The organism is Arthrobacter sp. Hb9-2, from assembly GCF_059091165.1.
On record NZ_JBNHGJ010000002.1, the window covers coordinates 75,297 to 100,092 of the forward strand.

The 24,796-nt window shown below is 64.5% G+C and carries 21 protein-coding genes and 1 pseudogene; 14 read left to right on the forward strand and 8 right to left on the reverse strand.

Annotated elements, in window-relative coordinates:
- Nucleotides 1–11: 11 nt before the first annotated feature.
- The 10 genes and pseudogenes from AC5RV1_RS02030 to AC5RV1_RS02075 form a co-directional block, all read left to right on the forward strand.
- Nucleotides 12–800, forward strand: coding sequence for an IclR family transcriptional regulator (locus AC5RV1_RS02030; RefSeq protein WP_493993320.1), 789 nt, complete (start codon nt 12–14; stop codon nt 798–800).
- A 266-nt stretch (nt 801–1,066) separates the two neighbouring features.
- On the forward strand, nt 1,067–2,344 hold the full coding sequence (locus AC5RV1_RS02035; protein ID WP_493993321.1) for a cytochrome P450: 1,278 nt from the start codon (nt 1,067–1,069) through the stop codon (nt 2,342–2,344).
- 5 nt (nt 2,345–2,349) lie between these two features.
- Nucleotides 2,350–3,492: a PEP/pyruvate-binding domain-containing protein gene (locus AC5RV1_RS02040; RefSeq protein WP_493993322.1), complete on the forward strand. Its 1,143-nt coding sequence runs from the start codon at nt 2,350–2,352 to the stop codon at nt 3,490–3,492.
- 74 nt (nt 3,493–3,566) lie between these two features.
- A complete protein-coding gene (locus tag AC5RV1_RS02045) occupies nt 3,567–5,435 on the forward strand; it encodes a PEP-utilizing enzyme (protein ID WP_493993323.1) in 1,869 nt (622 codons plus the stop codon).
- Complete coding sequence (locus AC5RV1_RS02050) at nt 5,428–6,204, forward strand: SDR family NAD(P)-dependent oxidoreductase (protein WP_493993324.1); 777 nt, start codon at nt 5,428–5,430, stop codon at nt 6,202–6,204. The genes AC5RV1_RS02045 and AC5RV1_RS02050 overlap by 8 nt, the downstream gene beginning before the upstream one ends.
- 61 nt (nt 6,205–6,265) lie before the next feature.
- Nucleotides 6,266–6,586, forward strand: coding sequence for a 2Fe-2S iron-sulfur cluster-binding protein (locus tag AC5RV1_RS02055; protein WP_493993325.1), 321 nt, complete (start codon nt 6,266–6,268; stop codon nt 6,584–6,586).
- A gap of 2 nt (nt 6,587–6,588) precedes the next feature.
- Complete coding sequence (locus AC5RV1_RS02060) at nt 6,589–7,890, forward strand: NAD(P)/FAD-dependent oxidoreductase (protein ID WP_493993326.1); 1,302 nt, start codon at nt 6,589–6,591, stop codon at nt 7,888–7,890.
- Nucleotides 7,891–7,930: 40 nt separating this feature from the next.
- The gene (locus tag AC5RV1_RS02065) at nt 7,931–8,671 is read left to right on the forward strand and encodes an HD domain-containing protein (protein WP_493993327.1); all 741 of its coding nucleotides are present in this window, start codon (nt 7,931–7,933) and stop codon (nt 8,669–8,671) included.
- Nucleotides 8,668–10,173, forward strand: coding sequence for an aldehyde dehydrogenase (locus AC5RV1_RS02070; RefSeq protein WP_493993328.1), 1,506 nt, complete (start codon nt 8,668–8,670; stop codon nt 10,171–10,173). The genes AC5RV1_RS02065 and AC5RV1_RS02070 overlap by 4 nt, the downstream gene beginning before the upstream one ends.
- Before the next feature lie 116 nt (nt 10,174–10,289).
- A pseudogene (locus AC5RV1_RS02075) lies at nt 10,290–10,415 on the forward strand (4-hydroxybenzoate 3-monooxygenase); the annotation flags it as partial.
- 316 nt (nt 10,416–10,731) lie between these two features.
- Here AC5RV1_RS02075 and AC5RV1_RS02080 read toward each other — a convergent pair.
- The 4 genes from AC5RV1_RS02080 to AC5RV1_RS02095 all read right to left on the reverse strand — a co-directional run bounded on the left by AC5RV1_RS02080 (nt 10,732) and on the right by AC5RV1_RS02095 (nt 15,722).
- Complete coding sequence (locus AC5RV1_RS02080) at nt 10,732–11,577, reverse strand: IclR family transcriptional regulator (RefSeq protein WP_493993329.1); 846 nt, start codon at nt 11,575–11,577, stop codon at nt 10,732–10,734.
- Nucleotides 11,578–11,661: 84 nt separating this feature from the next.
- On the reverse strand, nt 11,662–12,915 hold the full coding sequence (locus AC5RV1_RS02085) for an aminopeptidase P family protein (RefSeq protein ID WP_493993330.1): 1,254 nt from the start codon (nt 12,913–12,915) through the stop codon (nt 11,662–11,664).
- Nucleotides 12,916–13,071: 156 nt separating this feature from the next.
- The gene (locus tag AC5RV1_RS02090; protein ID WP_493993331.1) at nt 13,072–13,866 is read right to left on the reverse strand and encodes a creatininase; all 795 of its coding nucleotides are present in this window, start codon (nt 13,864–13,866) and stop codon (nt 13,072–13,074) included.
- A gap of 83 nt (nt 13,867–13,949) precedes the next feature.
- Nucleotides 13,950–15,722, reverse strand: a complete 1,773-nt coding sequence (locus AC5RV1_RS02095) for a BCCT family transporter (protein WP_493993332.1) — start codon at nt 15,720–15,722, stop codon at nt 13,950–13,952.
- A gap of 488 nt (nt 15,723–16,210) precedes the next feature.
- Here AC5RV1_RS02095 and AC5RV1_RS02100 point away from each other — a divergent pair, with 488 nt between their 5' ends.
- On the forward strand, nt 16,211–16,447 hold the full coding sequence (locus AC5RV1_RS02100) for a recombinase family protein (RefSeq protein WP_493993333.1): 237 nt from the start codon (nt 16,211–16,213) through the stop codon (nt 16,445–16,447).
- Between the two features lie 275 nt (nt 16,448–16,722).
- Here AC5RV1_RS02100 and AC5RV1_RS02105 read toward each other — a convergent pair whose 3' ends face one another.
- The 4 genes from AC5RV1_RS02105 to AC5RV1_RS02120 all read right to left on the reverse strand — a co-directional run bounded on the left by AC5RV1_RS02105 (nt 16,723) and on the right by AC5RV1_RS02120 (nt 20,917).
- Nucleotides 16,723–17,922 (reverse strand): cytochrome P450, encoded by a 1,200-nt coding sequence (locus AC5RV1_RS02105; RefSeq protein ID WP_493993334.1) that lies wholly within the window; start codon nt 17,920–17,922, stop codon nt 16,723–16,725.
- 90 nt (nt 17,923–18,012) lie between these two features.
- Complete coding sequence (locus AC5RV1_RS02110) at nt 18,013–18,978, reverse strand: PDR/VanB family oxidoreductase (RefSeq protein ID WP_493993335.1); 966 nt, start codon at nt 18,976–18,978, stop codon at nt 18,013–18,015.
- A 166-nt stretch (nt 18,979–19,144) separates the two neighbouring features.
- Entirely contained in the window at nt 19,145–19,987 is an 843-nt protein-coding gene (locus AC5RV1_RS02115) for an IclR family transcriptional regulator (protein ID WP_493993336.1), read from the reverse strand.
- A 129-nt stretch (nt 19,988–20,116) separates the two neighbouring features.
- Nucleotides 20,117–20,917, reverse strand: a complete 801-nt coding sequence (locus tag AC5RV1_RS02120) for an SDR family oxidoreductase (protein ID WP_493993337.1) — start codon at nt 20,915–20,917, stop codon at nt 20,117–20,119.
- A gap of 159 nt (nt 20,918–21,076) precedes the next feature.
- Here AC5RV1_RS02120 and AC5RV1_RS02125 point away from each other — a divergent pair, with 159 nt between their 5' ends.
- The 3 genes from AC5RV1_RS02125 to AC5RV1_RS02135 are packed head-to-tail and all read left to right on the forward strand — an operon-like array spanning nt 21,077 to nt 24,749.
- Nucleotides 21,077–22,456 (forward strand): aldehyde dehydrogenase family protein, encoded by a 1,380-nt coding sequence (locus AC5RV1_RS02125; RefSeq protein WP_493993338.1) that lies wholly within the window; start codon nt 21,077–21,079, stop codon nt 22,454–22,456.
- 29 nt (nt 22,457–22,485) lie between these two features.
- Nucleotides 22,486–23,412 carry an MBL fold metallo-hydrolase gene (locus tag AC5RV1_RS02130; protein WP_493993339.1) on the forward strand — a complete coding sequence of 309 codons (927 nt, stop codon included), beginning with the start codon at nt 22,486–22,488 and terminating at the stop codon, nt 23,410–23,412.
- Between the two features lie 50 nt (nt 23,413–23,462).
- Nucleotides 23,463–24,749 carry an MFS transporter gene (locus AC5RV1_RS02135; protein ID WP_493993340.1) on the forward strand — a complete coding sequence of 429 codons (1,287 nt, stop codon included), beginning with the start codon at nt 23,463–23,465 and terminating at the stop codon, nt 24,747–24,749.
- The last annotated feature ends 47 nt before the right edge of the window (nt 24,750–24,796 follow it).

Genomic DNA, 24,796 nt, shown 5'->3' on the forward strand with positions numbered 1-24,796 from the left:
GGGAGGTCAGCATGGCCGGCGGCAGCCGAGAACCTGGGCGCACCGTGACGTCGAAGGTTTTGGCCATCCTGGAAGCCTTTGAGAACTCGCGCGGCGCCCTGAGCCTGAGCGATATCGCGTCAAAGTCCGAATTGCCGCTAAGTACGACGCACCGGCTGGTCAATGAACTGACGGACTGGGATTTCCTTTCTCGCGAGCCCAACGGCCGCTACCAGCTGGGCATCCGGTTGTGGGAACTTGCCCAGAACACCGGACGGCAGCTTCGCGATGCCGCCCGCCCCTACGTCCAGGACCTCTTCTCCCTGACCGGCGAGACCGCGCATCTGGCTATCCGCGCAGGACATGAAGTCCTTTACATTGACCGGGTCTACGGTTCCAAACGCGTACCCCGCGCCTCCCGCGTAGGAGGCCGCCTTCCAATTCATGCCACGGCCGTCGGGAAGGTCATCCTCGCGTTCGAGGACGACTGGGTCCGCGACGCATACCTGAACCGTGACCTGGAACGGACCACTGCCCACACCCACATTGACCCCCGACGGTTCGCCGAAGAGCTTGTCCAGATCCGGGAGCAGGGCTACGCCACCACGCTGGAGGAGGTGCGGCTGGGCTCATGCTCCATCGCCGTCCCGGTCTTCCACACGGGCCGGATCGGGGCCTCTATCGGTTTGGTGCTGCCCACGTCGCATGCCTCCACGATGACCAGGCACCTTCCCGTCCTTAAGGGGATATCGGCACAGATCGAGCGGGCCACTGCGCGGATTCCGCTGGAGACGCTGATCGGCGTGCATCGTGGGTCTTAGGACTGACGGAAACTCCGGGCGCTACCCGCGTGACTTTTCTTGTCGCTACCATTCGGTCACACAAGCGCGCCATGGAAGAGACCTGCAGGAAGGTACCTCGAGTCCCAAATGGAACGAGCGACGACGGCCGACCAGGGGCGGCGTACATCATTTCCACTCAGTGGAAGTCGAAGCTGTTCAATGGGCGGTGATGTGGACCACACTGGAACCTGAGAAGCCCCGGATGCCATGACGGTGCCGGGCGGCGTCAATCAATAGGAGTCCAGATGTCATCGTCGACAGACACGGCCGGCCGCTGTCCCTTCGGCTACGGCGCCGAAGCCCCTGAGGGGCATCACGGCTACGAGCCCTTCCAAATGAAGGACCCCTTCACCGCCTACGCCGAGCTGCGGACCGAACAGCCCGTCATGTTCGATGAGCGTGTGGGCCTCTACATCGTCTCCCGTTACGACGACATCAAGGAGGTGTTCGAGAACTGGGAAACCTTTTCCAGTGAAAACGCCCAAGCCCCGGTCCGCGAACGCGGCCCCGCCGCGAAGAAGATCATGGAAGAAGGCGGCTTTACCGCCTACTCAGGCCTGTCCGCGCGCCGCCCGCCGGAGCACACCCGCATCCGCACCGTAGTCCAGAAGGCCTTCACCCCCCGCCGCTACAAAGCGCTGGAGCCCTTCATCCGGGAGAACGTCGTGGCCCTCATCGAAAAGATGCTGGCCAGACCCGAACGCCGCGGCGACCTTGTCAAAGACCTCGCCTACGACGTGCCCACCATCACCATCCTGACCCTGATCGGCGCGGACGTCTCCCAAGTTGATACCTTCAAGCGCTGGTCCGACTCCCGCGCCGCCATGACCTGGGGCGACCTGACCGACGAGGAACAGATCCCACACGCCCACAACCTCGTGGAGTACTGGCAGGAATGCCTCCGTCTGGTCAGGGTTGCGCACGAGCAGGGCGGCGACAACCTCACAAGCGACCTCGTGAAAGCGCAGCAGGACGGTGCTGAAATCTCGGACCACGAGATCGCCTCCGTGCTTTATAGCCTGCTCTTCGCCGGACACGAGACCACCACCACCCTGATCTCCAACGCACTGCGCGAGCTCCTGGCCCGCCCCGAGCAGTGGCAGCAGTTGGTCGGCGATCCCAAGAAGATCCCCGCAGCGATCGATGAAGTCCTCCGCTACGCCGGCTCGATTGTCGGGTGGCGCCGCAAGGCCTTGAAGGACACCGAGGTGGGCGGCGTGGCCATCGAGGAAGGCTCCCAGCTGTTGCTCCTGATGGGCTCGGCCAACCGCGACGAGAGCAAGTTTGAAGCCGGGGAGGACTTCGACATCTCCCGCCCCAACGCCCGGGAGCACCTCTCCTTCGGGTTCGGTATCCACTACTGCCTGGGCAACATGCTCGCCAAGCTCCAGGCAAAAATCGCGCTCGAGGAAGTCGCCCGGCTCGCCCCGGAGTTGCAACTCGAGGATCCGGACGGCATCGCCTTCCGCGAAAACCTTTCCTTCCGTGTCCCCGAGACCGTTCCTGTCAGTTGGAAGGCCTAACCACCATGCAAAGCAACGAATACATCCAGTTCTTCGACGGCGGCATCGAGCCGAAGCTTGAAAACCTCGGCGGCAAGGGCGCATCGTTGGTCACTATGACCTCCGCGGGTATGCCCGTCCCGCCCGGCTTTGTGGTCACCACCGCGCAGTTCGATGCGTTTATGCACGAGGCCGGCATCACGGCCAAGATCAACCAGCTGCTCAAGGACCTCGACGCAGAGGACATGAACCAGGTGGACGAGATTTCCGCGGCCATCCGCGAGGACATCTGCTCCCGGCCTGTCCCGCAGGCCATGCGCGAGCTCACGATCAATGCCTACGAGTCTCTGATGAACCGCTTCGAGAACCCGGTTCCGGTGGCCGTACGGTCCAGCGCCACCGCAGAGGACCTGCCGGACGCCTCCTTCGCCGGCCAGCAGGACACCTACCTGTGGCTCGACGGCGTCAGGGCAGTCACCGAGCACATCCGCCAGTGCTGGGCCTCGCTCTACACCTCCCGCGCCATCATTTACCGACTCAAGAACAAGATCCCGGACGAGGGCCTGTCGATGGCCGTGGTGGTCCAGAAGATGGTCAACTCCCGCGTCTCCGGCGTCGCCATCACCATGGACCCCACCAACGGGGACCGCTCCAAAATCACCATCGACTCCTCCTATGGGGTAGGAGAAATGGTGGTCTCAGGCCAGGTCACCCCGGACAACATCGTCCTGGACAAGGTCACACTCGCCGTCGTCACAGAACACCTCGGGGACAAGCACGCCGAACTGGTCCCGGACGCCGGTGCCAGGCGCCTCATTGAACGCGAGGTCGACGACGAACGCCGCAGCCGCCGCAGCCTCACCGACGCGGAACTCATGGCTGTCGCGCAAATGGCCAAGCGGGCCGAGAAGCACTACAAGTGCCCGCAGGACATCGAATGGGCCCTCGACGCCGATCTTCCGGACGGCGAAAACCTGCTGCTGCTCCAGTCCCGCCCGGAAACCGTCCACTCCTCCAAGCCGGCCGCACAGGCCACGGCCACTACCAGCGGCTACTTCGGTGGGTTGTCCACACCGGCGTCCTCCGGTTCCGCAACAGGATCCGCCCCGTCAACCGGCGGTTTCAGCCTCGGAAGCATCACAGCCTCGCTGCTCAAACCCTCCGTCTAAGCCGTCTCAGCACAAGAACACCAGCAAGGCTCCGCCCACCAGGCTCACCGCCGAGCCCTATCGAAAGGACCGCCATGTCCCTGAAGTCCTTCCCCAAACCCTCCGAGCTCGCGGTCCCCGCCGGCGCCGAGGGCTGGGAAAAGATCTACCCCTACTACCTGGTCTTCCAGGACAAGCTCAAGGAGCAGGAAGACGCCAAGTTCTGGTTCTGCGACAGCCAGCACTGGCCCACGGTCTTCAAGCCCTTCGAAACCATCGGCGGCGAATTCGCGGTCAAGTGCCTGGGCCAGTACAACGCCCGGCACCTGATGATCCCCAACGCCAACGGCATCGAGTTCCGCATCCACCTGGGCTACCTCTACATGTCGCCCATCCCGGTGCCGGAGGACCAGATCGCCGCGCGTGTTCCCGAGTTCGAGCAGCGCGTGGGCCACTACTTCCAGAACTGGGAGCAGCTGCTCAAACAGTGGCACGTCAAGGTCAAGGGCACGATCGCCGAGATGGAAACCATTTCCTTCCCGAAGCTCCCGGAGATGGTCCCCATGGAGGACGTCACCTCCGGCAAGGGCAAAGACGGTTCCGAGAAGCTGCTGGAAAGCTACGACCGGCTCATCCAGCTCGCCTATCAGAACTGGCAGTACCACTTCGAATTCCTCAATTTGGGCTACATCGCCTACCTGGACTTCTTCAACTTCTGCAAGCAGGTCTTCCCCAACGTCCCGGACCAGTCCATCGCCACCATGGTGCAGGGCGTGGACATGGAGCTGTTCCGCCCGGACGACGAGCTGAAGCAGCTCGCCAAACTCGCCGTGGAACTGCAGCTCCAGGGACACTTCGGCAACACGGACGACGTCGATGCCACCCTGGGTGCCATTGCCTCGGCTCCCGGCGGGGAACAGTGGATTGCCCAATACGAGAATGCCAAGGATCCCTGGTTCAACTTCACAGTGGGCAACGGCTTCTACGGCCACGACAAGTACTGGAACGAGCACCAGGAAATCCCGCTGGGCTACATTGCGGACTACATCCGCCGCGTGGACGAGGGCCAGGAAATCATGCGCCCGGTCGAGGCCCTCATCGCCGAACGCGACCGCATCATCGAGGAATACCGCGATCTGCTCGAAGGCGAAAACCAGGCCATCTTCGACGCGAAGCGCGGCCTCGCCGCCACCGCCTACCCCTACGTTGAAAACCATAATTTCTACATCGAGCACTGGACCATGGGCGTTTTCTGGCGCAAGATCCGCGAACTGTCCCGCATGCTCCAGGCCGAGGGATTCTGGACCGAACCTGACGACCTGCTCTACCTAGGCCGCAACGAAGTCCGGGACGCACTCTTTGACCTGGTCACCGGATGGGGCGTCTGCGCCAAGCCCATCGGCCCGGACTTCTGGCCGGAGGAAATCGAGCGCCGCCGCGGCATAGTGGACGCGCTGAAGACCGCCCGCCCGGCCCCGGCCCTGAACACCCCGCCGGAGTCCATCACCGAACCCTTCACCCGGATGCTCTGGGGTATCACCACCGAGCAGGTCCAGCAGTGGCTGGGCGCCGGCGAAGAAGTGGAAGGCGGCGGACTGCGCGGCATGGCCGCATCCCCCGGCGTGGTCGAAGGCCTGGCCCGGGTGATCACCGACGCCGACCAGCTCTCCGAAATTCAGCAGGGCGAGATTTTGGTGGCAACCGTTACGGCACCGTCCTGGGGGCCGATCTTCGGCAAAATCAAGGCCACCGTCACGGACATCGGCGGCATGATGAGCCACGCTGCCATCGTGTGCCGGGAATATGGCCTGCCCGCCGTCACCGGCACCGGTTCCGCGTCCACCACCATCAAGACCGGCCAGCGGCTGCGTGTGGACGGCACCAAGGGCACGGTGCAGATCCTCGACGCCGAGGACGAACTGCTGGTGTCCGGCCCCGGCGCCCACAGCCACAGCCATGTCTGAGGTGAACATGCCTGCAGCAGGACCAGATACAGGAAAGACTGTCCTGATCACCGGTGCCGCCGGCGGGCTGGGCCGGGCGTTCGCGCTCGGCTTTGCAGGCCGCGGCTACCGCGTGGCGGTAGCGGACATTAACCTCGAGGGTGCCGAACAGACCGCCAAGCTGGTCCGCGAAATTGGCGCCGAGGCGGCGGCGTTCCCCGCCGACGTCACCAGTGTGGACTCCACCGAGGACCTTGCGAGAAGCTGCGCGGACTTTGGGAACGGGAGCATCGACGTCGTCCTTAACAACGCAGCGGTGTACGCGACGGTGACCCGCACCGCGTTCGAGGACATTGACCCGGCCGAATGGGACCTGGTGATGAATGTGAACCTCAAGGGCCCCTGGCTGGTCACCCGCGCTGCGAGTCCGTACCTGCCGGAGGGCGGCCGGGTCATCAACCTCTCCAGTGCCACGATTTTCAGCGGCTCAGAACAGTGGCTGCACTACGTCGCCTCCAAGGGCGGAGTGGTGGCCATGACCCGGGTCATGGCCAAGGAACTCGGGCGCAGGGGAATCACGGTCAACGCGATCGCCCCCGGCTTCACCCTCACCGAAGCCAGCTACGGGCTCATGGACAATGCCGAGAACTACGGCGTGGACCGCGGCGCCATTAAACGGGCCAGCCAGCCCGAGGACATCGTCGGGGCTGCGCTCTTCCTCGCCGGACCGGACAGTTCGTACTACACCGGCCAGACCATGGTGGTGGACGGCGGCCGGCAGTTCATCTGACCAGCCTGCTTAGCTGACCAGCCATTCCAACGCTAACCAACATCAACCCTAAGGAGGACCAATGCCAACGGTTCACTTCACTGACGCCGAAGGCGCCGTCCGCGACGTCGAGGGCAACGTGGGCGACTCGGTCATGGAAACCGCGGTACGCAACGGCGTCCCCGGAATCGTCGCCGAGTGCGGCGGCTCGCTGTCCTGCGCCACCTGCCACGTCTTCGTCCGCGAGGACTGCGTCCCCCAACTCCCGCCCATGGAGGACATGGAAGACGAAATGCTCTACGGCACCGCCGTTGACCGCGAGGACAACTCCCGGCTGTCCTGCCAGCTTCGCCTGACGGACGGGATCGAACTGTTCGTCACCACCCCGGAAACCCAGGTGTAGCCGTGAACACGCAAGCAGTGGAACAGCCAGCCAGCGCCACAACCGTCCCCACCAGGACCGGGCTCCTGATCATCGGCGCGAGCCAGTCGGGCGTCCAGCTTGCGGTGTCCCTTAGGGCGTTGGGCTTCGACGAACACATCACGCTCCTCGGGGACGAGGACCACCGGCCGTACCAGCGGCCGGCGCTGTCCAAGGAGTTCCTGCAGGGCACCGTGGAAAGCGAATCCCTGATTTTCCGCTCCAACGAGTACTGGGCCGAGCACAACGTAGACCTGGTCAAGGGCGAGTACATCGTCCGGATCGACAAGGAGGCGGACGGTTCCGGGGTGGCGCACGCGTCCTCCGGCCGGGAGTTCCCCTTCAAGCGGCTGGCCCTCACCGTTGGTGCCAGTGCCCGGAAGCTGGAAATTGACGGCGGCGAGCTTGACGGCGTGCTGTACCTGCGCAATGCCGACGACGCCCTGGCGCTCAAGGCCAGGGTGGGCAACGCCACGGACGTGGTGGTGATTGGCGGCGGATTCATCGGCCTTGAAGCCGCGTCCAGCCTGCAGAAAATGGGCAAGAACGTCACCGTCCTGGAATTCGGGCCGCGGCTGGTCGGCCGGGCGGTGGGGGAAGAGACTGCCGAGTACTTCCTGCAAGCGCACCGCTCCCGCGGTTTGGATATCAGGCTCAACACGAGTGCTGCGCGCTTTAAGGCGACCGACGGCGGGGCCAGTGTCGCGGCCGTCGAGCTCCAGGACGGCACGGAGCTGCCCGCCCAGATTGTCCTGATCGGCATCGGCGTCATCCCCAACACCCAGCTGGCCGAACAGCTGGGCCTGGCCGTGGACAACGGCGTGGTGGTTGACCGCTTCGCACTCGCTTCGGATGGAACCACTGTTGCCGTGGGAGACGTGGCCAACATCCCCAACCCCGTCCCCGGCTCCGAGCCCGGCGAACGGATCCGGCTGGAAAGCGTTAACAACGCCATCGAGCACGCCAAGGTGGCCGCCTACTCACTCACCGGCCGGCGCGAGGAATACGCCGGCATCCCATGGTTCTGGTCCAACCAGGCCGACCTCAAGCTGCAGATCGCGGGGCTCTGCAACGGCTACGACCAGACCGTGCTCCGACGCGACGATGACCGCGGAAAATTCAGCGTCCTCTACTACCGCCAGGGCCGGATCATCGCCGCCGACTGCGTAAACGCGCCGCTGGACTTCATGGCCGTGAAAAACGCCCTCGCCAAGGGCCAGAACATCCCGGCCGACGCCGCGGCGGACCCCGCCACGCAACTCAAAACCATCACCACGGACAGCTAACTGCACTCAGACAGTAGGTTGGCACACCCGAAGGAGCATTATGAGCACCCCCAAGACTCCGGTCGCCCCAGCGGGCCCCACCGCTGAACCGGCGGACTTTCCGGCCGACGCCTTCGCCGCGGAATACAGCGTCCGGCCCGTTCCCGCCGCCGGGCCGGTGGACACCACCCCCATCTGCAACACCCCCGCCGCCCTTGAGGAGCTCGACGCGCTGTGGAAGACCGTTGTCCAGGAAACCCGGACGCGCGGCAACGACATCCACCTGCCAATCTCCCTGGCCTACGCCGAACGGCTGTGCCGGGCATACCCGGACGCCGACGCCGAACTGGTGCGCGTGGCCACCCTGCTGCACGACACCGGTTGGGCCCACGTCGATGAATCCCGCATCATCTCCGAGGGGTTCACCGGTGACTGGCGCAAGGCCACCATCCGCTACGAGCACGAACAGCAGGGCTGCAAAGTTGCGCGCCGGGTACTCCCGGACCTGGGCTATTCCGCGGAGTTCGTGGAACGTGTCTGTGGAATCATCGACGGTCACGACACCCGGCAGGTGGCCCGGTCCCTGGAGGATGCTCTGATGCGGGACGCGGACCGGCTGTGGCGTTTCGACCGCGCTGGCATCTCGCTGGCGTCCTCGTGGTTCGCCATGGACCCGGCCACCTACACCGACAGGCTGGCCACCGAAATCGTGCCCGAACTCATCACCCAGGCTGCCGTGGACATGGCGACGGCCGACCTCAACCGTTCCAACGCCCTGCTCAAGACGGGAATAATCCGATGACCTCCGCCACCCACGATGCTCCTGCACTGGCTGCCCGGGAAGGGCTGTCCCTGCCGCACACACATGTGGACACCATCTTCGTCGACGGCGCCTGGCAACCTTCGCGGGGCACCGGCCGGAACCCGGTGACCGACCCAGCCACGGGCGAAGTGTGGGGCTCGGTACCGGACGGAACGCCCGAAGACGTGGACGCCGCCGTCGGCTCCGCCCAGCGCGCGTTCGAGGGGGCGTGGCCCCGGCTGACCCCGTCTGAGCGGGCTGCCTACCTGCTGCGGATTGCCGACGAAGTCGAGAAGCGATCCGAGGTGCTGTCCCTCACCAACTCCCGCGAAAACGGCTCGCCGGTCTCCGAATCCGCTGGCGCGGCGGCCAACGCGGCAGGCATCTTTCGGTACTTCGCCACCCTCGCCGAGTACCTCGAACGGGAGGACGTCCGACCGTTCCCCCGCGGGGGTGGTGAGTCCGTGGTCCGGCGTGAACCTCTCGGAGTCTGCGCGCTGATCGCGCCGTGGAACTTCCCCATCAACCTGGTGATCATCAAGCTGGCACCGGCACTACTCGCCGGCTGCACCGTGGTGATCAAGCCGGCATCGCCCACCCCGCTGTCCATCCGCGTGATCATCGATGCGATCGCCGCGGCCGGTGTGCCGGCCGGCGTGGTCAATCTTGTCACCGGGTCCGGCCGGCTCGGGGATGTGCTGGTGAAGCACCCCGGCGTGGCCAAAGTGGCGTTCACGGGTTCGACGCCGGTGGGCCGCAAAATTGCCGCGGCCTGCGGTGAGCTGTTGCGGCCGGTCACGCTGGAACTGGGCGGAAAGTCCAGCGCCATTGTGCTGCCCGACGCTGACCTGGATGCCATGTCCGAGGTCCTCATCAAGTCCTCGATGCGCAACACCGGCCAGACCTGCTACATCTCCACCCGGATCCTCGCTCCGGCAAGCCGGTATGACGAGGTGGTTGACATGGTCACGACCACCATCGCCGCCGGGAAACAGGGTGATCCGCTCGATCCGGACACCGTGTTCGGCCCCTGCGCCACGGAGTCCCAGTACCGGACCGTGCTGGAGTACGTGGACTCGGGGTTGGCCGAAGGAGCCCGCGCCACCACAGGCGGCCGCGCCGCGACTTTGTCCGGGGGCCTGGAACACGGCTACTTCGTGGAACCCACGGTATTCGCCGACGTCACCCCGGACATGCGGATCTCCCGCGAGGAGATCTTCGGACCGGTGATCTGCATTCTTAAGTACGACGACGTCGATGAGGCTGTGGCGTTGGCCAACAACACCGAGTTCGGACTGGGCGGGCTGGTGTTCGGCTCTGACCCTGACGCTGCGATGAACGTTGCGGACCGCATGGACACCGGCTCCGTGGGCCTGAACTTTTTCGCCTCCAACCATGCCGCACCGTTCGGCGGTCGGCACGACTCCGGACTCGGGACGGAATACGGGATTGAGGGTCTCAACGCGTACCTGAGCTACAAGTCCATTCACCGTCGTGTGTAATGCAGTCGCCGCGAAAGCCCCGGCAATGTACGCCGGGGAACCTGGGGCAGCGCGCTCAATGGACCTCCGGGTCCGCGGCTCCGCGCCAACAACCGCCTTATCGCGGTCCCGCAGGGCTGATGCTCTCGCATCTGCTGGCGAAGTCGGGCATCGAATCCACCGTCCTCGAAATTCCGAGCCGCCGGGAGATCTCCGAAACTGTCGGTGCAGGCATCCTGGAACACGGGACAGTTGACATGGTCCCGCTGCCGCTCACACCGAGGGACAATTCTCATGGGTTATCCACCGCTACTGCTGCTCTGGGAGCTAATCCAGGGGCTCCCAATATCCAGCCGTGGATAACCCGAATTGACCCAACTGTGGACGGAACAGAGTCACGTAGCGCAGCTTGTCCGAGCCTCGGCAGGTTGACAGCCTGTCAGCGGCGGAGCCAAGGTTTGGATCGGGCTCTGCGCGAAGTAGCCTCACCAGAGTCTTAGGTTTGTTTGTAGGGAGAGGTCTCGGGAAGAGCTGCAGCGGTGCCGAGTTGCCCTTGCTGGCCGTCGCGTCGCCATACTGTTATTGCTCTTTGAGCGGGCGGCCACCGAGGCGGTCGGTGATCCTGCGCGCTGCCGCGGCGCATGCTTCTCCGAGTGCCTGAAGACGGTCCGTGGATACCCGGAACCGGGGGGCCGGGATCAGCACGACGGCGACGACGTCACCGCGGTGGTCGTAAACGGGAGCCGCCAGGCCCACTTCGTCGATGGAGGTTTCCCCGTAATTGACTGCCCAGCCGCGCCGGGTGTCGTCCTGCAGCCTGGCTTCGTACGCCTCGAGGCCGGCGTCGTCAAGGCCCGGGTAGGTGATGGTGCCGCTGCGGAGCAGTTCGCGGACGCGTTCGCCGGGCTGGGTGGAGAGGAAGACCTGCACCGAGGCGCTCATGGCATCGCGGTACCGCGCGCCGAGGGGCGTGGTGTGCTTGATCTGGTGGTGGCTGGCGATCTGCTCCACGCAGATGGCCTCGTCGCCGTTCCAGACCATCAGGGCGCTGGTTTCCCCGGTCTGCTCGGTGAGCCGGCGGAGCACCGGGTAGGCCACGCGGCGTTCTTCCATCTCTGCCAGCAGCGGCCCGGCGACGGCGATCAGCCCCAGGCCCAGGCGGAAACGGCGGGTTTCCGGGTCCCGTTCCACCAGGTTTTCCTGCTCGAAGGTTGCCAGGATCCGGGAGACGGTGCTCTTGTGCATGCCCACCCGGTTGGCGATCTCGGTGACGCCCAGCAGCGGCTCGTCCGCGGTGAAGGTGCGCAGGACGGCGATGGCGTTGACGACGACGGAGGCGCCTTTTGTGTCAGCGCTTCCGTTGGTGCCGTTGCCGTTGGCCGGGGCGTTGAGGTCGCTGGTGTTTTTGGCTGCTGATGGGGTCATGGTAGCCATCATCTTTCCTTATCTTCGGCGGAGACGCCGAAAGCGGCGCCACGTTGACCGCGGCGCCGCTTCGGGTTGTGGCGCCTACGCGCCGATGATGTTGTACTCGGGCCCGAACGGGAACTTGGTGATGTTCTCGGCACTGTCCTCGCCCACCACCAGGATGTCGTGTTCGCGGTAGCCGCCGGCGCCGGGCTGGCCGTCGAGGACAGTGATCATCGGTTCCATTGATACCACCATGCCGGGTTCGAGGACGGTGTCGATGTCCTCGCGGAGCTCGAGTCCGGCTTCGCGGCCGTAGTAGTGGCTGAGGACGCCGAAGGAGTGTCCGTAGCCGAAGGTGCGGTTGGCGAGCAGGCCGTGGCTGATGTAGATCTCGTTCAGTTCGGCTGCGATGTCCTTGCAGACGGCACCGGGCTTGATGAGTTCCAGGCCGCGCTTGTGGACCTCGACGTTGATGTTCCACAGTTCCAGGGAACGGGCGTCCGGTTCGCCGTAGAACAGGGTGCGCTCCAGGGCCGTGTAGTAGCCGGAGGTCATGGGGAAGCAGTTGAGGGACAGGATGTCGTGATCCTGGATTTTGCGGGTGGTGGCCCAGTTGTGTGCGCCGTCGGTGTTGATGCCGGACTGGAACCACACCCAGGTGTCACGGATTTCGGAGTCCGGGAAGGTCCTGGCGATCTCGTGGACCATGGCCTCGGTGCCGATCAGCGCCACTTCGTATTCGGTGATGCCGGCGGTGATGGCGTTGCGGATAGCTTCGCCGCCCAGGTCGCCGATGCGCGCGCCGTGCTTGATGACGTCGATTTCCTCGGCGGACTTGATCATGCGCTGGCGCATGGCCGCCTGGGCCACATCCACCAGGGTGGCGGATTCGAAGGCAGCCTGGATCTTGTTGCGGTTGTCCAGCGGCAGGGAGTCGTCTTCGACGCCGAGCCGGCGGACGCTGATGCCGCGGGTGCGCAGGGATTCCTGGATGGCGAAGATGAAGTTGTCCCGGCGCCAGTCCGTGTACACCAGGTTGTCGCCGTAGCTGCGGCGCCAGGGCATACCGGCGTCGATGTTGGCCGTGATGGTGACCGTGTCGTCCTTGGTGACCACCATGGCGTAGGAGCGGCCAAAGTAGGTGAACAGGAAGTCGGAGTAGTACTTGATGGAGTGGTAGCTGGTGAGGACGACGGCGTCCAGGTCCTTTTCTGCCATGATCCGGCGGAGGCCCGCCAGGCGGCGCTCGAACTCAGCATCGGAGAAGGTGAGCTTCTCCTTCTGGCCGTTGTGCAGGACTTTGGTGCGCTCGAGCTCGGCGATGGAGGAGATGTTCTCGGTGGTGGTGGTCATCGTGGTGATGCCTTTCTGTGGTGCGTTTCTTAAGGTGGCCGTTGGTTCGGGAACGCGTTAAGTGCGCATAGGTTGTTGCAGGTGACGCAACCAGGTCGCAATTCTTGTTTCTGTCGTTGAATGCCAGTTCAGAAGCGAGTAACTATTGCCCCAGCCCTAGTTCACCCTTGATATCGGAGGTGAGGGAGTTACGATCTGGTCGAACAGGAGCTTGCCTTTTATGGCGTCTGACCCCGTGGGGGCTGACAGGCAGCCGGTGTCTGGGGTGCGGGCGGTGACAACCGGCAGCCGGTCAAAGCGGGGAAGTTCTGCGGCCGGGTGGTCCACAGCGCGGTCCATGTTCACCAGCGAGGGCATCAAGTGGAGCATGAGTGATGTCTCTAGTACGCCCCCATGCTCAATGTCCCATCCGGGAAAACCCTCCGGGTAGACCTCTGCGAGCGTTGATTCGGAGACATAGTCCCAGTAGGAAAGCAGGAGGACGTACCGATCGTCGCCGTGCTGGATGCCCACGTCTTGGAGGGCGAGGTCGATGCCCTCGTAGAGGAATTGGTAGTTCTCGTAGTGGCCATTGACGAACACGATGTGCCGAACGTTCTGCCTCAGAAGCGAACCGGTCAGGTTTCGTGTCAGGTCGATAAGCGTTGCGGCATCCAGGCTGGTGGTGCCGGGGAGATGGTTTCCGCCGCCGGATTTTTGCTGCGACTTGTACCCGTAAGCGAAGGGCTGGGCTACCAGTGCACCGGTCCGTTCAGCTACTGCCGTGGCAATGCTGGTGGACAGGATGGCGTCGGTACCCATGGGGAGGTGCGGTCCGTGCTGCTCCAAGGCTCCGACCGGAACCAGAACTACTCCTGAACCCTCTGTCAGCCACGTCCTGAAGGTATGGGCATCGGTTTCGGCCATATGGACGCTTGCCGGACCGTTGGTTTCGTATGGTTCCGCGTTCACGGTGGACCTCCTTGTAATGACGGTGTTGAGCCTGGGCTGCTGGGCTGCTGGGCTGCTGCGCCGCGCCAGGCAGGAGTTGAGGACTAGTGGTGGTTGTGGTGCGCGGGCGGCAGCCCAGCATTGTCTACCAGATCGTCCTCTTCGCGGTGGACGGGATCGTTGACTTCCTTCTCAAGCTGCTTGACGTCCTTGTTGCGCTGCCGCAGCCGCCGGATGAGGTTGGCGATCATGAGGAGAATGACGAAGGAGAAGGGGAATGCACCGATGATGGTGCCGGTTTGTACTGTATCCACCACTGCGGTTCCGCCAATTGACAGCAGGATCAGTGCAACGGAGGCGATGCTGACCACCAGGACAACCCGGAACCACGGTCCCGATTTCTTGGGCGCAGAGACGAACTCGGCGAGTGCATAGGTGCCGGAATCAAGGCTGGTCACGTAGTACGTCGCCACGAGGATCGTGGATACCACCAGGAGCAGCCCGCCGACCACAGGGATCATGTTGAGCATGGAGAACAGCCCGCTTGAGGCATTCGCCGCGACATCAGCGGAGATGGAGCGGTCCGAGGCGTCGTCGTAGTAGATGGCGGCCGAACCCAGGATCCCGATCCAGATCATGACGATCAGGGACGGAATGACAGTTACTCCGATAACGAACTCGCGGATGGTCCTTCCGCGGGAAATGCGGGCAATGAAGCCGGCGACGAACGGGGAGAAGGCGATGACCCAGCACCAGATGAAGACTGTCCACCAGCCATTCCAGCTATCCTGCCAGCTTTCCAACGGAGCCGCCGAAGCGGGCGCATCGGTCCAGAAGCTCATCGGGATGAAGTTGTAGAAGAACGAGCCGAAGGTCTCTGAGATGTTGGAGATGATGAAGACTGTCGGTCCGAAGATGAAGACGGCAGCCATCAGGACGATGCTCAGTACCGAGTTCGTTTCGCTGACCCGCTTCATTCCTTTGTTGACGCCAAGGAAGGCGGAAATGGCAGTCAAGCCGCCGAGGCCAACTATGACTGCAATCCACAGTCCGGGCCCGGCCTGCAGGCCGGTGAACGATGACAGGCCCGAGGTGAACTGCAAAGCGGCGAACCCGAATGAGGTGGCCAGGCCGAGGACCGTGGCGATAATGGCGAGCAGCTCGACAATGACGCCTGCGCCGCGCTGCGTCTTCTTGGGCAGGATATCGACCGTAGCTTCCCTGAACGTGAGCGTCTTCCCCAAGTTGTGGTGTGAGTATGCCAGGCAAACGGCCACGACGCAGTACATTGCCCATGCTGTGAGGCCCCAGTGGAAGTATGACCAGACGAGGCCGCCGCCTGCCGGATTTGCACCTGGGGCAATTACCGGGCTTTCATCGCGAAGCATGATGGGTTCGGCCACCGACCAGAAGATCAGGCCGATGCCCTGTCCGCAGGCAAACAGCATGGAATACCAAGCGAACTTACTGTGCTCCGGTTTGGCTTTCGAACCGCCCAGACGCACCTTGCCCACACGGCTGAAGGCCAACCAGCAGCACACTACTACGGCGACGAGCGAGTAGAGGACGAAGAGCCACGTGAAACCGGAGGTGACGAAGGTGCGTAGCTGGCCGATGAGGCCGGCAGCCCCACCGGGGTTCATTGTTACGGCGACAATGAGCCCAATGATCAGGACCGGAGGCAAGATCTTGATGATCGCCCGGTCCAGCGGTGGGGTCACTCGTCCGCGGAAGCGGGGCAACTCCACCTGACGGGACTGCTTGGGCGTCCCCGCCGGGCTGGCAGCCCTGGCTGCATCCAAAACGACATTGGGTTCCTCACCGGTACGGTCAGGAGTTGTGGTTCGGGCGGAATCTTCCTGCTCATGAACGGACATCAGCGTCCCTTTCATTTGACAACCATGCATAGCCAGCTGCGATAGCGGATTAAGAGGGGTGGGAACAAACGCTTGTTGCGTTGGCCGCAACCTTGTTGCACAAGCTTACCGTGCTACCCGTCACAGTCAAGGGCCACCTGAGAGAGTGGCGGGTGAGGTGGGATGGTTCGAGTAGCCTGTTGGTCAGTAGGTTTTCGAGGTCCCTGTCGCGGAGGCTGCCAGGGCCAGGTCCTGGACCAGGTCTCCACGATAAGGCCTCCGGCAGGGACACCTTGAGATAGCGTTTTTCGTTCTGGTCAAGCGGCAACACCACACCTCACTGCACTGCTGCGGTTCGCTCGTGGCGGGGACATCGTGGTTGTGCAAGGCATGGATCGGCTCGCCTGCAAACTTGATGACTTACGTGCCCTCGTCGAAGGCCTGGCCCGAAAGGCGCGCGGGTAGAGTTCGTCAAAGAATGCCCGGTCCTTACCGGGGAGGACTCCCCCATGGCCAACCTCATGCTCTTCGTCATGCGTGCCTTCGCCGAATTCGCGCGTTCCCTGATCAGGGAACGCCAAAGGGAAGGCATCGCCCTGGTTAGACAGTGCGGCGCCTACAAGGGAAGGAAAAAGACCTCCATGCCGGAACGAGCTGCCGAACTGGTCCAGTGCGCCGGCAGCGGTGTTCCGAAAGCAGTCCTTGCCCGTGACTACGGGATCAGTAGGGAGAGGCTCCACCAGTAGCTGTGCCAGGTTCAGCTAGGGGTGCAGCCCGCCCCTCCGGCGTCGCCGTCGTAGTGTTGACAGTCTTACGGAAGACTGATTATGAGCCCGTCCAAACCCTGCGGTGTGGACTCGAAAGAAGGCAAGTTCTGTCTGATCCAGGTTAGGGCTCTGTTGCAATCGTGCCACCCTGCAATGACGCAAATAGGAGGGCGGCTTGATGTCTTCAACCGCGGCCTCTATTCTTTGTGCGTTTCAGAGACTTCAAGACAGGACCGCGTCCACACCTAGGAGATCTATCCTGCCGTGATCCGAACTGGAAGGGACTCGAACCCGCGCAGTACGTTGTGCAGGATGGGCACCGGCGCGCCGTCCGGTTCGATGGTGGATACGCGCTTGAGCAGCTGCTGGAGCACGATTTCCATTTCGAGCCGGGCGATGGGCTGGCCCACGCACTGGTGCAGGCCCATCCCGAAGGCCACGTGGCCGGAGGCGTTGCGGTCCAGGTCGAACTCGTCGGCGTTTTCTCCCCACTTGCGCGGATCCCGGTTGGCAGCGCCCAGGAACACCAGCACCTTTGCACCGGCTGGCAGGTGCACGCCGCCCAGGACGGTGTCCACGGCAACGGTGCGGTGGAACTTCTGGAAGGGGGACTCCAGGCGGAGCGCCTCGTCTACGGCGAACTTTGCCATTTTGGGGTTCTCACGTAGCTTCGCCCAGGCTTCCGGGTACCGCGCCAATACCGAAAGGGTGTTGCCGATGCCGAAAATGGTGGTGTCCACGCCTGCGGAGAGCAGTGCCCGGACTAGCAGCGTCGCCTGTTGTTCTGTGATGAGGCCGTCCTCCACACGCTTCCAGATCTGGGCGCCGAAACCGGTGTCGTCCAGGTTTTCGCGCTGGCAGTTGCGCATCACCGCGGCGGCGTGCTCGTCGCCCTGTGCGAAGGCCTGCTTGAAGATGTAGTTTTCCGGGCCAAAGGCGTTGAACACCATGTTGCCGTACGGCAGCAGGTGTTCACGGCCGACGTCGGGAATGCCGACTGCGTCCGGGAAGACACGCAATGGGTACTTTTCGGCGAGGTCGGTGATGGCGTCGAACCGCTCGCGGCCTGCGAGCTGCTCGGTCAACTCCTCGGCAGGCGGCGTGAAGGGCTCGCGGAGGGCGCGGACGGTGCCGGGGTTGATGACGCCTGTCAGGGCCCGGCGCATCACGGTGTGGATGGGCGGGTCCGATTCGAGGATGCTGGGTGGCCGCCAGCCCGAGTCTTTTCGGATGTCACGCGGCCCAAGGCCGCCGGAGGAGATGTACGTTTCGAAGTCGGTGAGGACCTCGTAGACCTCCTGGTACCCGGCTACGGCGTAGCTGCCCGTGCTCTCGAGGTAGGAGACAGCGCCTGCGTCGCGGAGCCGGCCGAGGAAGGGATAGGGGTCGAGGAGGTTTGCGGTTTCAAAGGGGTCCTCGCCCAGGACATTTGCTTCGTGGGTTGAAACGGTCATCTGGGACACTCCTGGTGGCGAACTTGATGGGGGCGGGCCGGCCAGCGGCCGGATTAGCGCGGGCTGGAAGCGGGCGTAACGGACTGCGGTTCAGAGATCCAGGACCAGTCGCGGACAACCGGCAGCGGCACGGGAAACACAAACCAGCATGATCTCACCGGCTTCACGGTCCTCCTCAGACAGGACTGCGTCGCGGTGCTCGGGCTCGCCGGAGATGATCTGGGTTTCGCAGGTGCCGCACAACCCGTGGCGGCAGGAGGACAGGACGCGCACTCCCACCTCTTCCACCGCTTCGAGGATGGTTTTGTCGATCGTTACCGTCACGGTGGTTCCGGTCCTCGCCAGCTCCACCTCGAAGGGTGCGTTGGCGGCAGCGGCACCCAGGGTGGAGGCGACGAACCGCTCGGTGTGCAAGGCGCCGGGCGGCCAGCCCATGCACCGTTCTTCCACGGCACCGAGCAGCCCGCCAGGGCCGCAGGCATACACCAGCATGTGGGCCCGGGGCATGCCCAGGACCTGGTCCAGGTCCAGCCGGCCCACCTCGTCCTCGGCGACGATGCGGATACGGTCAACGCCGTAGCGGTCCTCCAATTGCTGGGCGAAGGCCATGGTTTTGCGGCTTCGGCCGCCGTAGACCAGCGTCCATTCCTTGCCGGCAGCGTCGGCTGCTTCGAGCATGGGAATGATCGGGGTGATGCCGATTCCGCCGGCAAGGAAAAGGTAGCGGCGGGACTCCCGCAGGGGAAAGTTGTTGCGGGGCGCCGAGATGGCCAGCGGTGTTCCCGGCAACAGCGCGTGCACAGCCTTTGACCCGCCACGGGAATTGGGCACATGCAGCACCCCGATCCGAAGGTGATCCAGCTCTTCCGGTGAGGAACACAGCGAATACTGTCGCACCAGGCCGTCGCCCACATGTACGTCAATATGCGCGCCGGGCTGCCAGGGCTCGAACGGCAGGCCGTCGGCCCGCCGCAGCACCAGGGAGACCACCTGGTCCGCCACAATGTCCGCGCGGTCGACGACGACGTCGATGGTGGCTCCTGCAGATGCAGTCATGAGGTCTTCACTTCCTTTGGAAAGGCCCGCCTGGACGACGGTCCCTTTGCCGGGCATCCGGCCTTAATTACGGCTTACTTGAGGTTAGGTGTTCCACAACACAACCGCGGCGCCGCTTTCCGTCCAACGGAAAGACTGGGCAGAACAAACGGGAACTCGAGCGCTCCTATTGCGGCAGGTGCTCCACGCCCAGCCTCCGGGCTATGCCCCGGGCGGCAATGTTGAGCACAGGAACCACGCTGCCGACCGGGGCGGGACGGCTCCGGGTGACAATGCCCAGCGCCGCCGCCAGCTGTTTGTTGGGCAGGAACACCGGGACGGCCAGGCCGTAATTGTCCGGACCCGCCTCCTCCTCGGTAGTGGCATAGCCGAGTGCCCGCACCCGCTCGATTTCGGCAGCGAGCGTGGCGGGGCTGGTAATGGTGTGAGGGGTGTGCGGCTCCAGCCGCTGCGAAACGGCGGTAAACAGCTCCTTGGCCCCGTAGGCCAGCATGATTTTTCCAGCAGCACTCACATGGAGCGGCAGGCGTGCGCCAACCCGCCGGAACGGCTGGCCCGCTCCCGTACCGGACATCCGTTCCACCAGCAGGACCTCCTGCCCGTCCAGGATGAACAGGTTCACCACATTGTGCGTCACGAAGAGGACGTCCTGCATGAAAGGGGCGGCCACCTCGGCGATGTTTTGCTGCGCAGGGGCCAGCAGGCCAAGGCGCCAGATCCGCTGCCCCACACGGTACCCGTCATTGGCCTTCTCCAGTCCTCCCCATGCCACCAGTTCGCCGGCCAGCCGGTGCGCGGTGGTCACGGGAAGGCCCGCACGGCGGGCCATGGCACTGAGGCTTTGCACGGAGTGCTCAGCGTCGAAGGTCCCGAGCAGGGCCAGTGCGCGGGACGTGACACTCGCCGCCTGCTGAGCGGAAGCACCGCCGTCGGCAGCTTTGGAGGTTTTGGATCCGGGTATTGAAGCGGGGCGGCGGGCGGTCCGGCCGCTGGGGGCAGCGTTAGCCATGGATCACCCTTCTGAGCGCTGGAGGCAGCGGCGCATCATTGACGCCGCCCTTCCCGTCATTTTAAGCCCAACACCGGACCCTCCCTGCATGCGCAAGAGAGGGCCCGGCGCCGGGCCACAGAGAGGTCCTCAGTTGGCGGTGGTGGCGAGGATTGAACCGCGGTAAGCACCTAGGCCGCCGTCCACGCGGATGTCCGAGCCGTTCACCCAACCCGACTCGGGGCGTAGCAGGAAGTCAATGACAGATGCGACGTCGTCGGGCTCGCCGAAGCGGCCCAGCAGTGCGCCTGCACCCTCCACCTTGTCCCGTCCGTGGTCCTTTTTAAAGTCCTCGAGGATGGGCGTGGCTACTGGCCCGGGGCTCACGCTGTTGACCCGGATGCGCTGCGGCAGCAGTTCGGCGGCCAGATGCTCCGTCAGGAAGCGGACGCACTGCTTGGAAAAAAGGTAGGACTCCTCCGTGATGTCCCCGTCACCGGCAACCGAGTCCAGCGCTCCTGCCTGATCCGTGGCCAGCGCGAACGCGGCGCACTTGGCTTTCACCTCGCGCCACTGGACGGCAACGCTGGAAGCGAGGTTCACGACGGCGGTTCCCTCACCGAGGAGCGGGGCAAGTGCCCGGACCAGCCCGCGGACGCCGAAGACGTTGACGGACAGCACTGTGCGCCAGGGCGCCGTGCCGGGGACTCCTGCGATGTTGGCCAGGCCGGCGATGCCATGCGGTGCTGCGGCGGAGACTGCGGCGGCGGCGGCGTCGAGGCCCGCCTGGCTGGAAAGGTCAGCCTGCACAAAGGTGCCGCTGAAGCCGGTGGGCGCGTTGCGGTCGATGCCGATCAGCGGCACCCCGCGGGCGGACAGAATCTGAGCCGTCCGGGCGCCGATGCCGGATGAAACCCCTGTAAGGACGATGGGCAGCTGTTCTTGGGACATGGGGACTCCTCATTGGGTGCGTCACGTGCTTCACTCCATACTGGCAAGCCGGACAGATCCCTCGCCCCGGTCTTTCCGTTAGACGGAAAGGTCGCGGCGGATTGTGGCGGGTGCCATAAGACTTGGGTAAGAATTCCATTCCCGCCGAAAGGACAGGCCATGACGGCAAACCACTACCAGGTCCTGGACCCGGCCACGCTTGAGCTCGTAGGGCACGCCCCGGAAAACACCGGGGACGATGTTGAGCAGGCCGTTGCGGCCGCCCGCCTGGCTGCCTCGCGCTGGGGAGCCGACCGCGAGGCCCGCCGCGCCGCCCTGCGTGCCGGAGCCGCCCTCATCCGCCGTGACCTGGATTCCTTGGCCACTCTGCTTTCCCGTGAGCAGGGCAAGCCCAAGGCGGAGGCTGCGGGTGAGTTCACCGTGGCGGCAGGACTTTTTGAGTACTATGCGGAACTGGGATGGGACGAAACCGAGCCCCTTGCACCACGGGCTGACAGGACCCTTGAGGTCCAGTACCGGCCGGTGGGCATCGTTGGCACCATCACGCCGTGGAACTTTCCCATCTCCCTGCTCTGCGTGAAACTTTCCCCTGCGCTGGTTGCCGGCTGCACCGTGATCGCGAAGCCCTCCCCGTCCACGCCCCTGTCCACCATCGCACTGGTCAACCTGCTCAATGAGGTCCTGCCCGCGGGAGTGCTGCAGGTGCAAACCAGTTCACGGCGGACGGTCAATGTTGCCTTGAGCACCTCTCCCGGCATTCGCAAGATCTCTTTCACCGGCTCCACCGAAGTGGGCATTTCCATGGCCCAGCAGGCTGCCCCTACCGTCAAGCGCGTCACCATGGAGCTCGGCGGAAATGATCCTGCCATCGTGCTCGATGACGCCGACGTAGCCGTTACCGCCCGCGGAATTGTGGGCAGTGCCTTCCGCAACGCCGGCCAGGTCTGCATGGCGGTCAAACGCGTGTATGTTCCGCGCAGCCGCAGCAGGGAACTCGCCGAGGCCATCGCCGCCGAGGCATCCCGGCACGTGCTGGGCCATGGCATTGCGGACGGAACCACCATGGGGCCCATGCACAATGAGTCCCAGCTCAAACTCGTCCATGGCCTCGTTGACTCCGCCGTGGGCGCCGGAGCCCGTATCATCACCGGCGGCAGCCCCGGCTGCGACCTGCCCGGCTACTTCCTCTCCCCCACAGTAGTGATCGACGCCGAGCCAGGCATGGACCTGGTGGAACAGGAACAGTTCGGCGCAGCCCTGCCGATCGTCGCCTATGACAATCTCGCCGAGACAATCAACGCGCTTAACGCCGGACAGTTCGGCCTCGGGGCGTCCGTCTGGAGTCCGGACCAGGAACGTGCGTACGCCACCGCATCACAGATCGAAGCCGGAACAGTCTGGGTCAACCAGCACACCCTGGTGGAACCGGACGCCCCCTTCGGAGGGTGGAAGGCGTCCGGCATCGGCCGCGAACGCGGCCGATGGGGCCTGAAGGAATACCTGGAAACCCGCGTCATCAATGCCCGCCCCCACTCCTGAGCCGCACCAACCCTCCAGAAGGACTTCTTGTGAGCGTCGAACTGATTACCCTTGGCACCGCCGCCGGCCCAGCCATCCGCGGACCGGAAAACGGCATCTCCAGCGCACTGGTCGTGGGAGACGCCTTCTATATGGTGGATTTTGGCATGGGCTGCTCCCGGGCAGCCCACGAGGCCGGGCTGCGCGGCAAGGATTTGGTGGCGGGTTTTGTCACCCACCTGCACTCGGACCATGTGGTGGAGCTTCCCGGCTTCCTGTTGTGGAACTGGGGCAACCCGGTAGAGGGCTTCACCGGCCCGGTTTCGATTGTGGGCCCCGGCAAGGACGCCACCCGCACAGGTGGCGCCGGGCTCTCCGGCACAAGCGAGCTGGTTTCCCATTCCCTGCAGGCCTTCTCCTACGACATCGACATCCGCGTCCACGATGAAGCCCGTCCAAACCTGGCGTCCCTTGTGCGCCCCGTGGACCTGAGCACCCCCGCACATGGAAGCCCGGACGCGGCCCGCCCCTTTGACGTCTACGAGGATGACAGGGTCAAGGTCACCGGCATCCTGGTCGAACACCCGCCGGTGCGCCCCGCACTGGCATTCCGCTTCGACACCGATGCGGGCTCAGTGGTGTTCTCCGGTGACACCGCCGAATGTGAGGCGATGGCTGTACTCGCCAGCGGCGCAGAGGTCCTGGTGCACGAGGCAGTAAACCTGGACTTCTACGCCGGCAAGGGTTTCGCATCGGAATTCCTCAACCACCAGCGGATCGCACACACCGCGCCCGAGGGAGCAGGCCGCGTGGCTGCCGCAGCCGGAGTGGGCCGCCTGGTCCTCTCCCACCTGGCCGGCCGCGCCGAGCCAGAATGGTGGCGCAGCCGGGCCGCGTCAACTTTCGACGGCCCTGTGGACGTCGCCGTCAGCGGCCAGCGTTTCCGGATCGACACACCGGTGCTGGCACCCGCCTAGGGAACCTGAGAAAGAGGATTTCCGCCCCCACCCTGCAGCAAGGACAACTCTTGGAACTGCCGTCGCCCGCAACAGCAATGGATGAGAAAAGGACGACGGGGGACGGAGCCTGGCTTGCCGTCCTCGCCGCGGGCATCGCGGCAGCCATGCATATCTGGAAGCTGCCTGCCGCCTTGGCAGGGATCCAGGCGGATCTGGGCACCACCCTGGTTCAGGCCGGGCTGCTGCTCGGCATCATCCAGCTGGCCAGCGTCGTCGGTGGCCTGGCCACGGCCGTTGGCGGCGAACTGGCAGGCCTCCGCCGGCTCCTGATCACCGGACTGGTCCTGCTGAGCACAGCATCCCTGCTCGGCGCCGCCGCGCCCACCACTGAGTTGCTGATGGCATCACGGACGCTGGAGGGCGCCGGATTCCTGCTGGCCGTCGTCGTCGCCCCTGCACTTATTCGCAAGGTGACCCCGGCCCGGCGGTTGAACGTGGCGCTGGCAAGCTGGGGCGCGTTCCAGGGCCTGGCAACGATGATCGGCCTCGCCGCGGGCGCCCTGTTCCTGCAGGCCGCCGGCTGGCGCGAGTGGTGGCTGGTGATGGCTGTCCTCACGCTCTTGCCGGTGCCGCTGCTGCTGCGCAGGGTACCTCGGGACGCGACTCCGGCCGAGGCCGGGCTGCGGTCCGCGCTCCGGCGCGTCGGCCGCACCCTGGCCATCCGCCAACCCTGGATCACCGGGATGGTCTTCGCCTGTTACACCGCTCAGTGGATGGCAGTGCTCGGATTCCTGCCGTCCATTTACCGCGCGGCCGGCCTGGAAGGGCCGCTTCCCGGCATCCTCAGCGCGGTTGTGGGCGGGGTCAACGCGATAGGGGCATTGAGCGCCGGACCGCTCATCCAGCGCGGCCTCTCCGAACGGAAAATCATCTTTTGGACCTTCCTTGCCATGTCGGCGGCGTCCATGGCGACTTTCGCGGTCAGCTGGGAAAACATCGGTAACGGCACCCTCTTACAGTTCATCCTCATCGCCATCTTCTCCGCCGTCGGCGGCCTTATCCCTGCCGCGGTGACCAGGTACTCCGTTCGCATTGCCCCCGAGGACGGTTCTGTCACCGCCGTGCTGGGGCTGACGCAGCAGATCTTCAACGTCGGGAACTTCCTAGGGCCCATGTTGTTCGCCCTGCTCGCCGCCACCACCGGCGGCTGGGATACGACCTGGTGGCTGACATGCGGACTGAGCATTCTAGGGATGGCCATGCTGGCGCTCCTGGGTGGCCCCGGCGGCGGGACCGCCAAGAGTGCGTGGCACCCCGGAAAGTCGCTTTCCACCCAACGGAAAGATCGAATGTAAGGCCCGTCACACGAGCCTAGAGTCAAGAAAACGCCGCTCCAAACCGG

Coding starts and splice junctions, on each gene's coding strand:
- AC5RV1_RS02085 (WP_493993330.1), bottom strand. CDS start 12,915: ATGACCACCACCACCGAGAACATCTCCTCCATCGCCGAGCTCGAGCGC.
- AC5RV1_RS02125 (WP_493993338.1), top strand. CDS start 21,077: ATGACGGCAAACCACTACCAGGTCCTGGACCCGGCCACGCTTGAGCTC.
- AC5RV1_RS02120 (WP_493993337.1), bottom strand. CDS start 20,917: ATGTCCCAAGAACAGCTGCCCATCGTCCTTACAGGGGTTTCATCCGGC.
- AC5RV1_RS02095 (WP_493993332.1), bottom strand. CDS start 15,722: ATGTCCGTTCATGAGCAGGAAGATTCCGCCCGAACCACAACTCCTGAC.
- AC5RV1_RS02105 (WP_493993334.1), bottom strand. CDS start 17,922: ATGACCGTTTCAACCCACGAAGCAAATGTCCTGGGCGAGGACCCCTTT.
- AC5RV1_RS02050 (WP_493993324.1), top strand. CDS start 5,428: ATGTCTGAGGTGAACATGCCTGCAGCAGGACCAGATACAGGAAAGACT.
- AC5RV1_RS02100 (WP_493993333.1), top strand. CDS start 16,211: ATGGCCAACCTCATGCTCTTCGTCATGCGTGCCTTCGCCGAATTCGCG.
- AC5RV1_RS02080 (WP_493993329.1), bottom strand. CDS start 11,577: ATGACCCCATCAGCAGCCAAAAACACCAGCGACCTCAACGCCCCGGCC.
- AC5RV1_RS02040 (WP_493993322.1), top strand. CDS start 2,350: ATGCAAAGCAACGAATACATCCAGTTCTTCGACGGCGGCATCGAGCCG.
- AC5RV1_RS02115 (WP_493993336.1), bottom strand. CDS start 19,987: ATGGCTAACGCTGCCCCCAGCGGCCGGACCGCCCGCCGCCCCGCTTCA.
- AC5RV1_RS02055 (WP_493993325.1), top strand. CDS start 6,266: ATGCCAACGGTTCACTTCACTGACGCCGAAGGCGCCGTCCGCGACGTC.
- AC5RV1_RS02045 (WP_493993323.1), top strand. CDS start 3,567: ATGTCCCTGAAGTCCTTCCCCAAACCCTCCGAGCTCGCGGTCCCCGCC.
- AC5RV1_RS02030 (WP_493993320.1), top strand. CDS start 12: ATGGCCGGCGGCAGCCGAGAACCTGGGCGCACCGTGACGTCGAAGGTT.
- AC5RV1_RS02070 (WP_493993328.1), top strand. CDS start 8,668: ATGACCTCCGCCACCCACGATGCTCCTGCACTGGCTGCCCGGGAAGGG.
- AC5RV1_RS02035 (WP_493993321.1), top strand. CDS start 1,067: ATGTCATCGTCGACAGACACGGCCGGCCGCTGTCCCTTCGGCTACGGC.
- AC5RV1_RS02065 (WP_493993327.1), top strand. CDS start 7,931: ATGAGCACCCCCAAGACTCCGGTCGCCCCAGCGGGCCCCACCGCTGAA.
- AC5RV1_RS02110 (WP_493993335.1), bottom strand. CDS start 18,978: ATGACTGCATCTGCAGGAGCCACCATCGACGTCGTCGTCGACCGCGCG.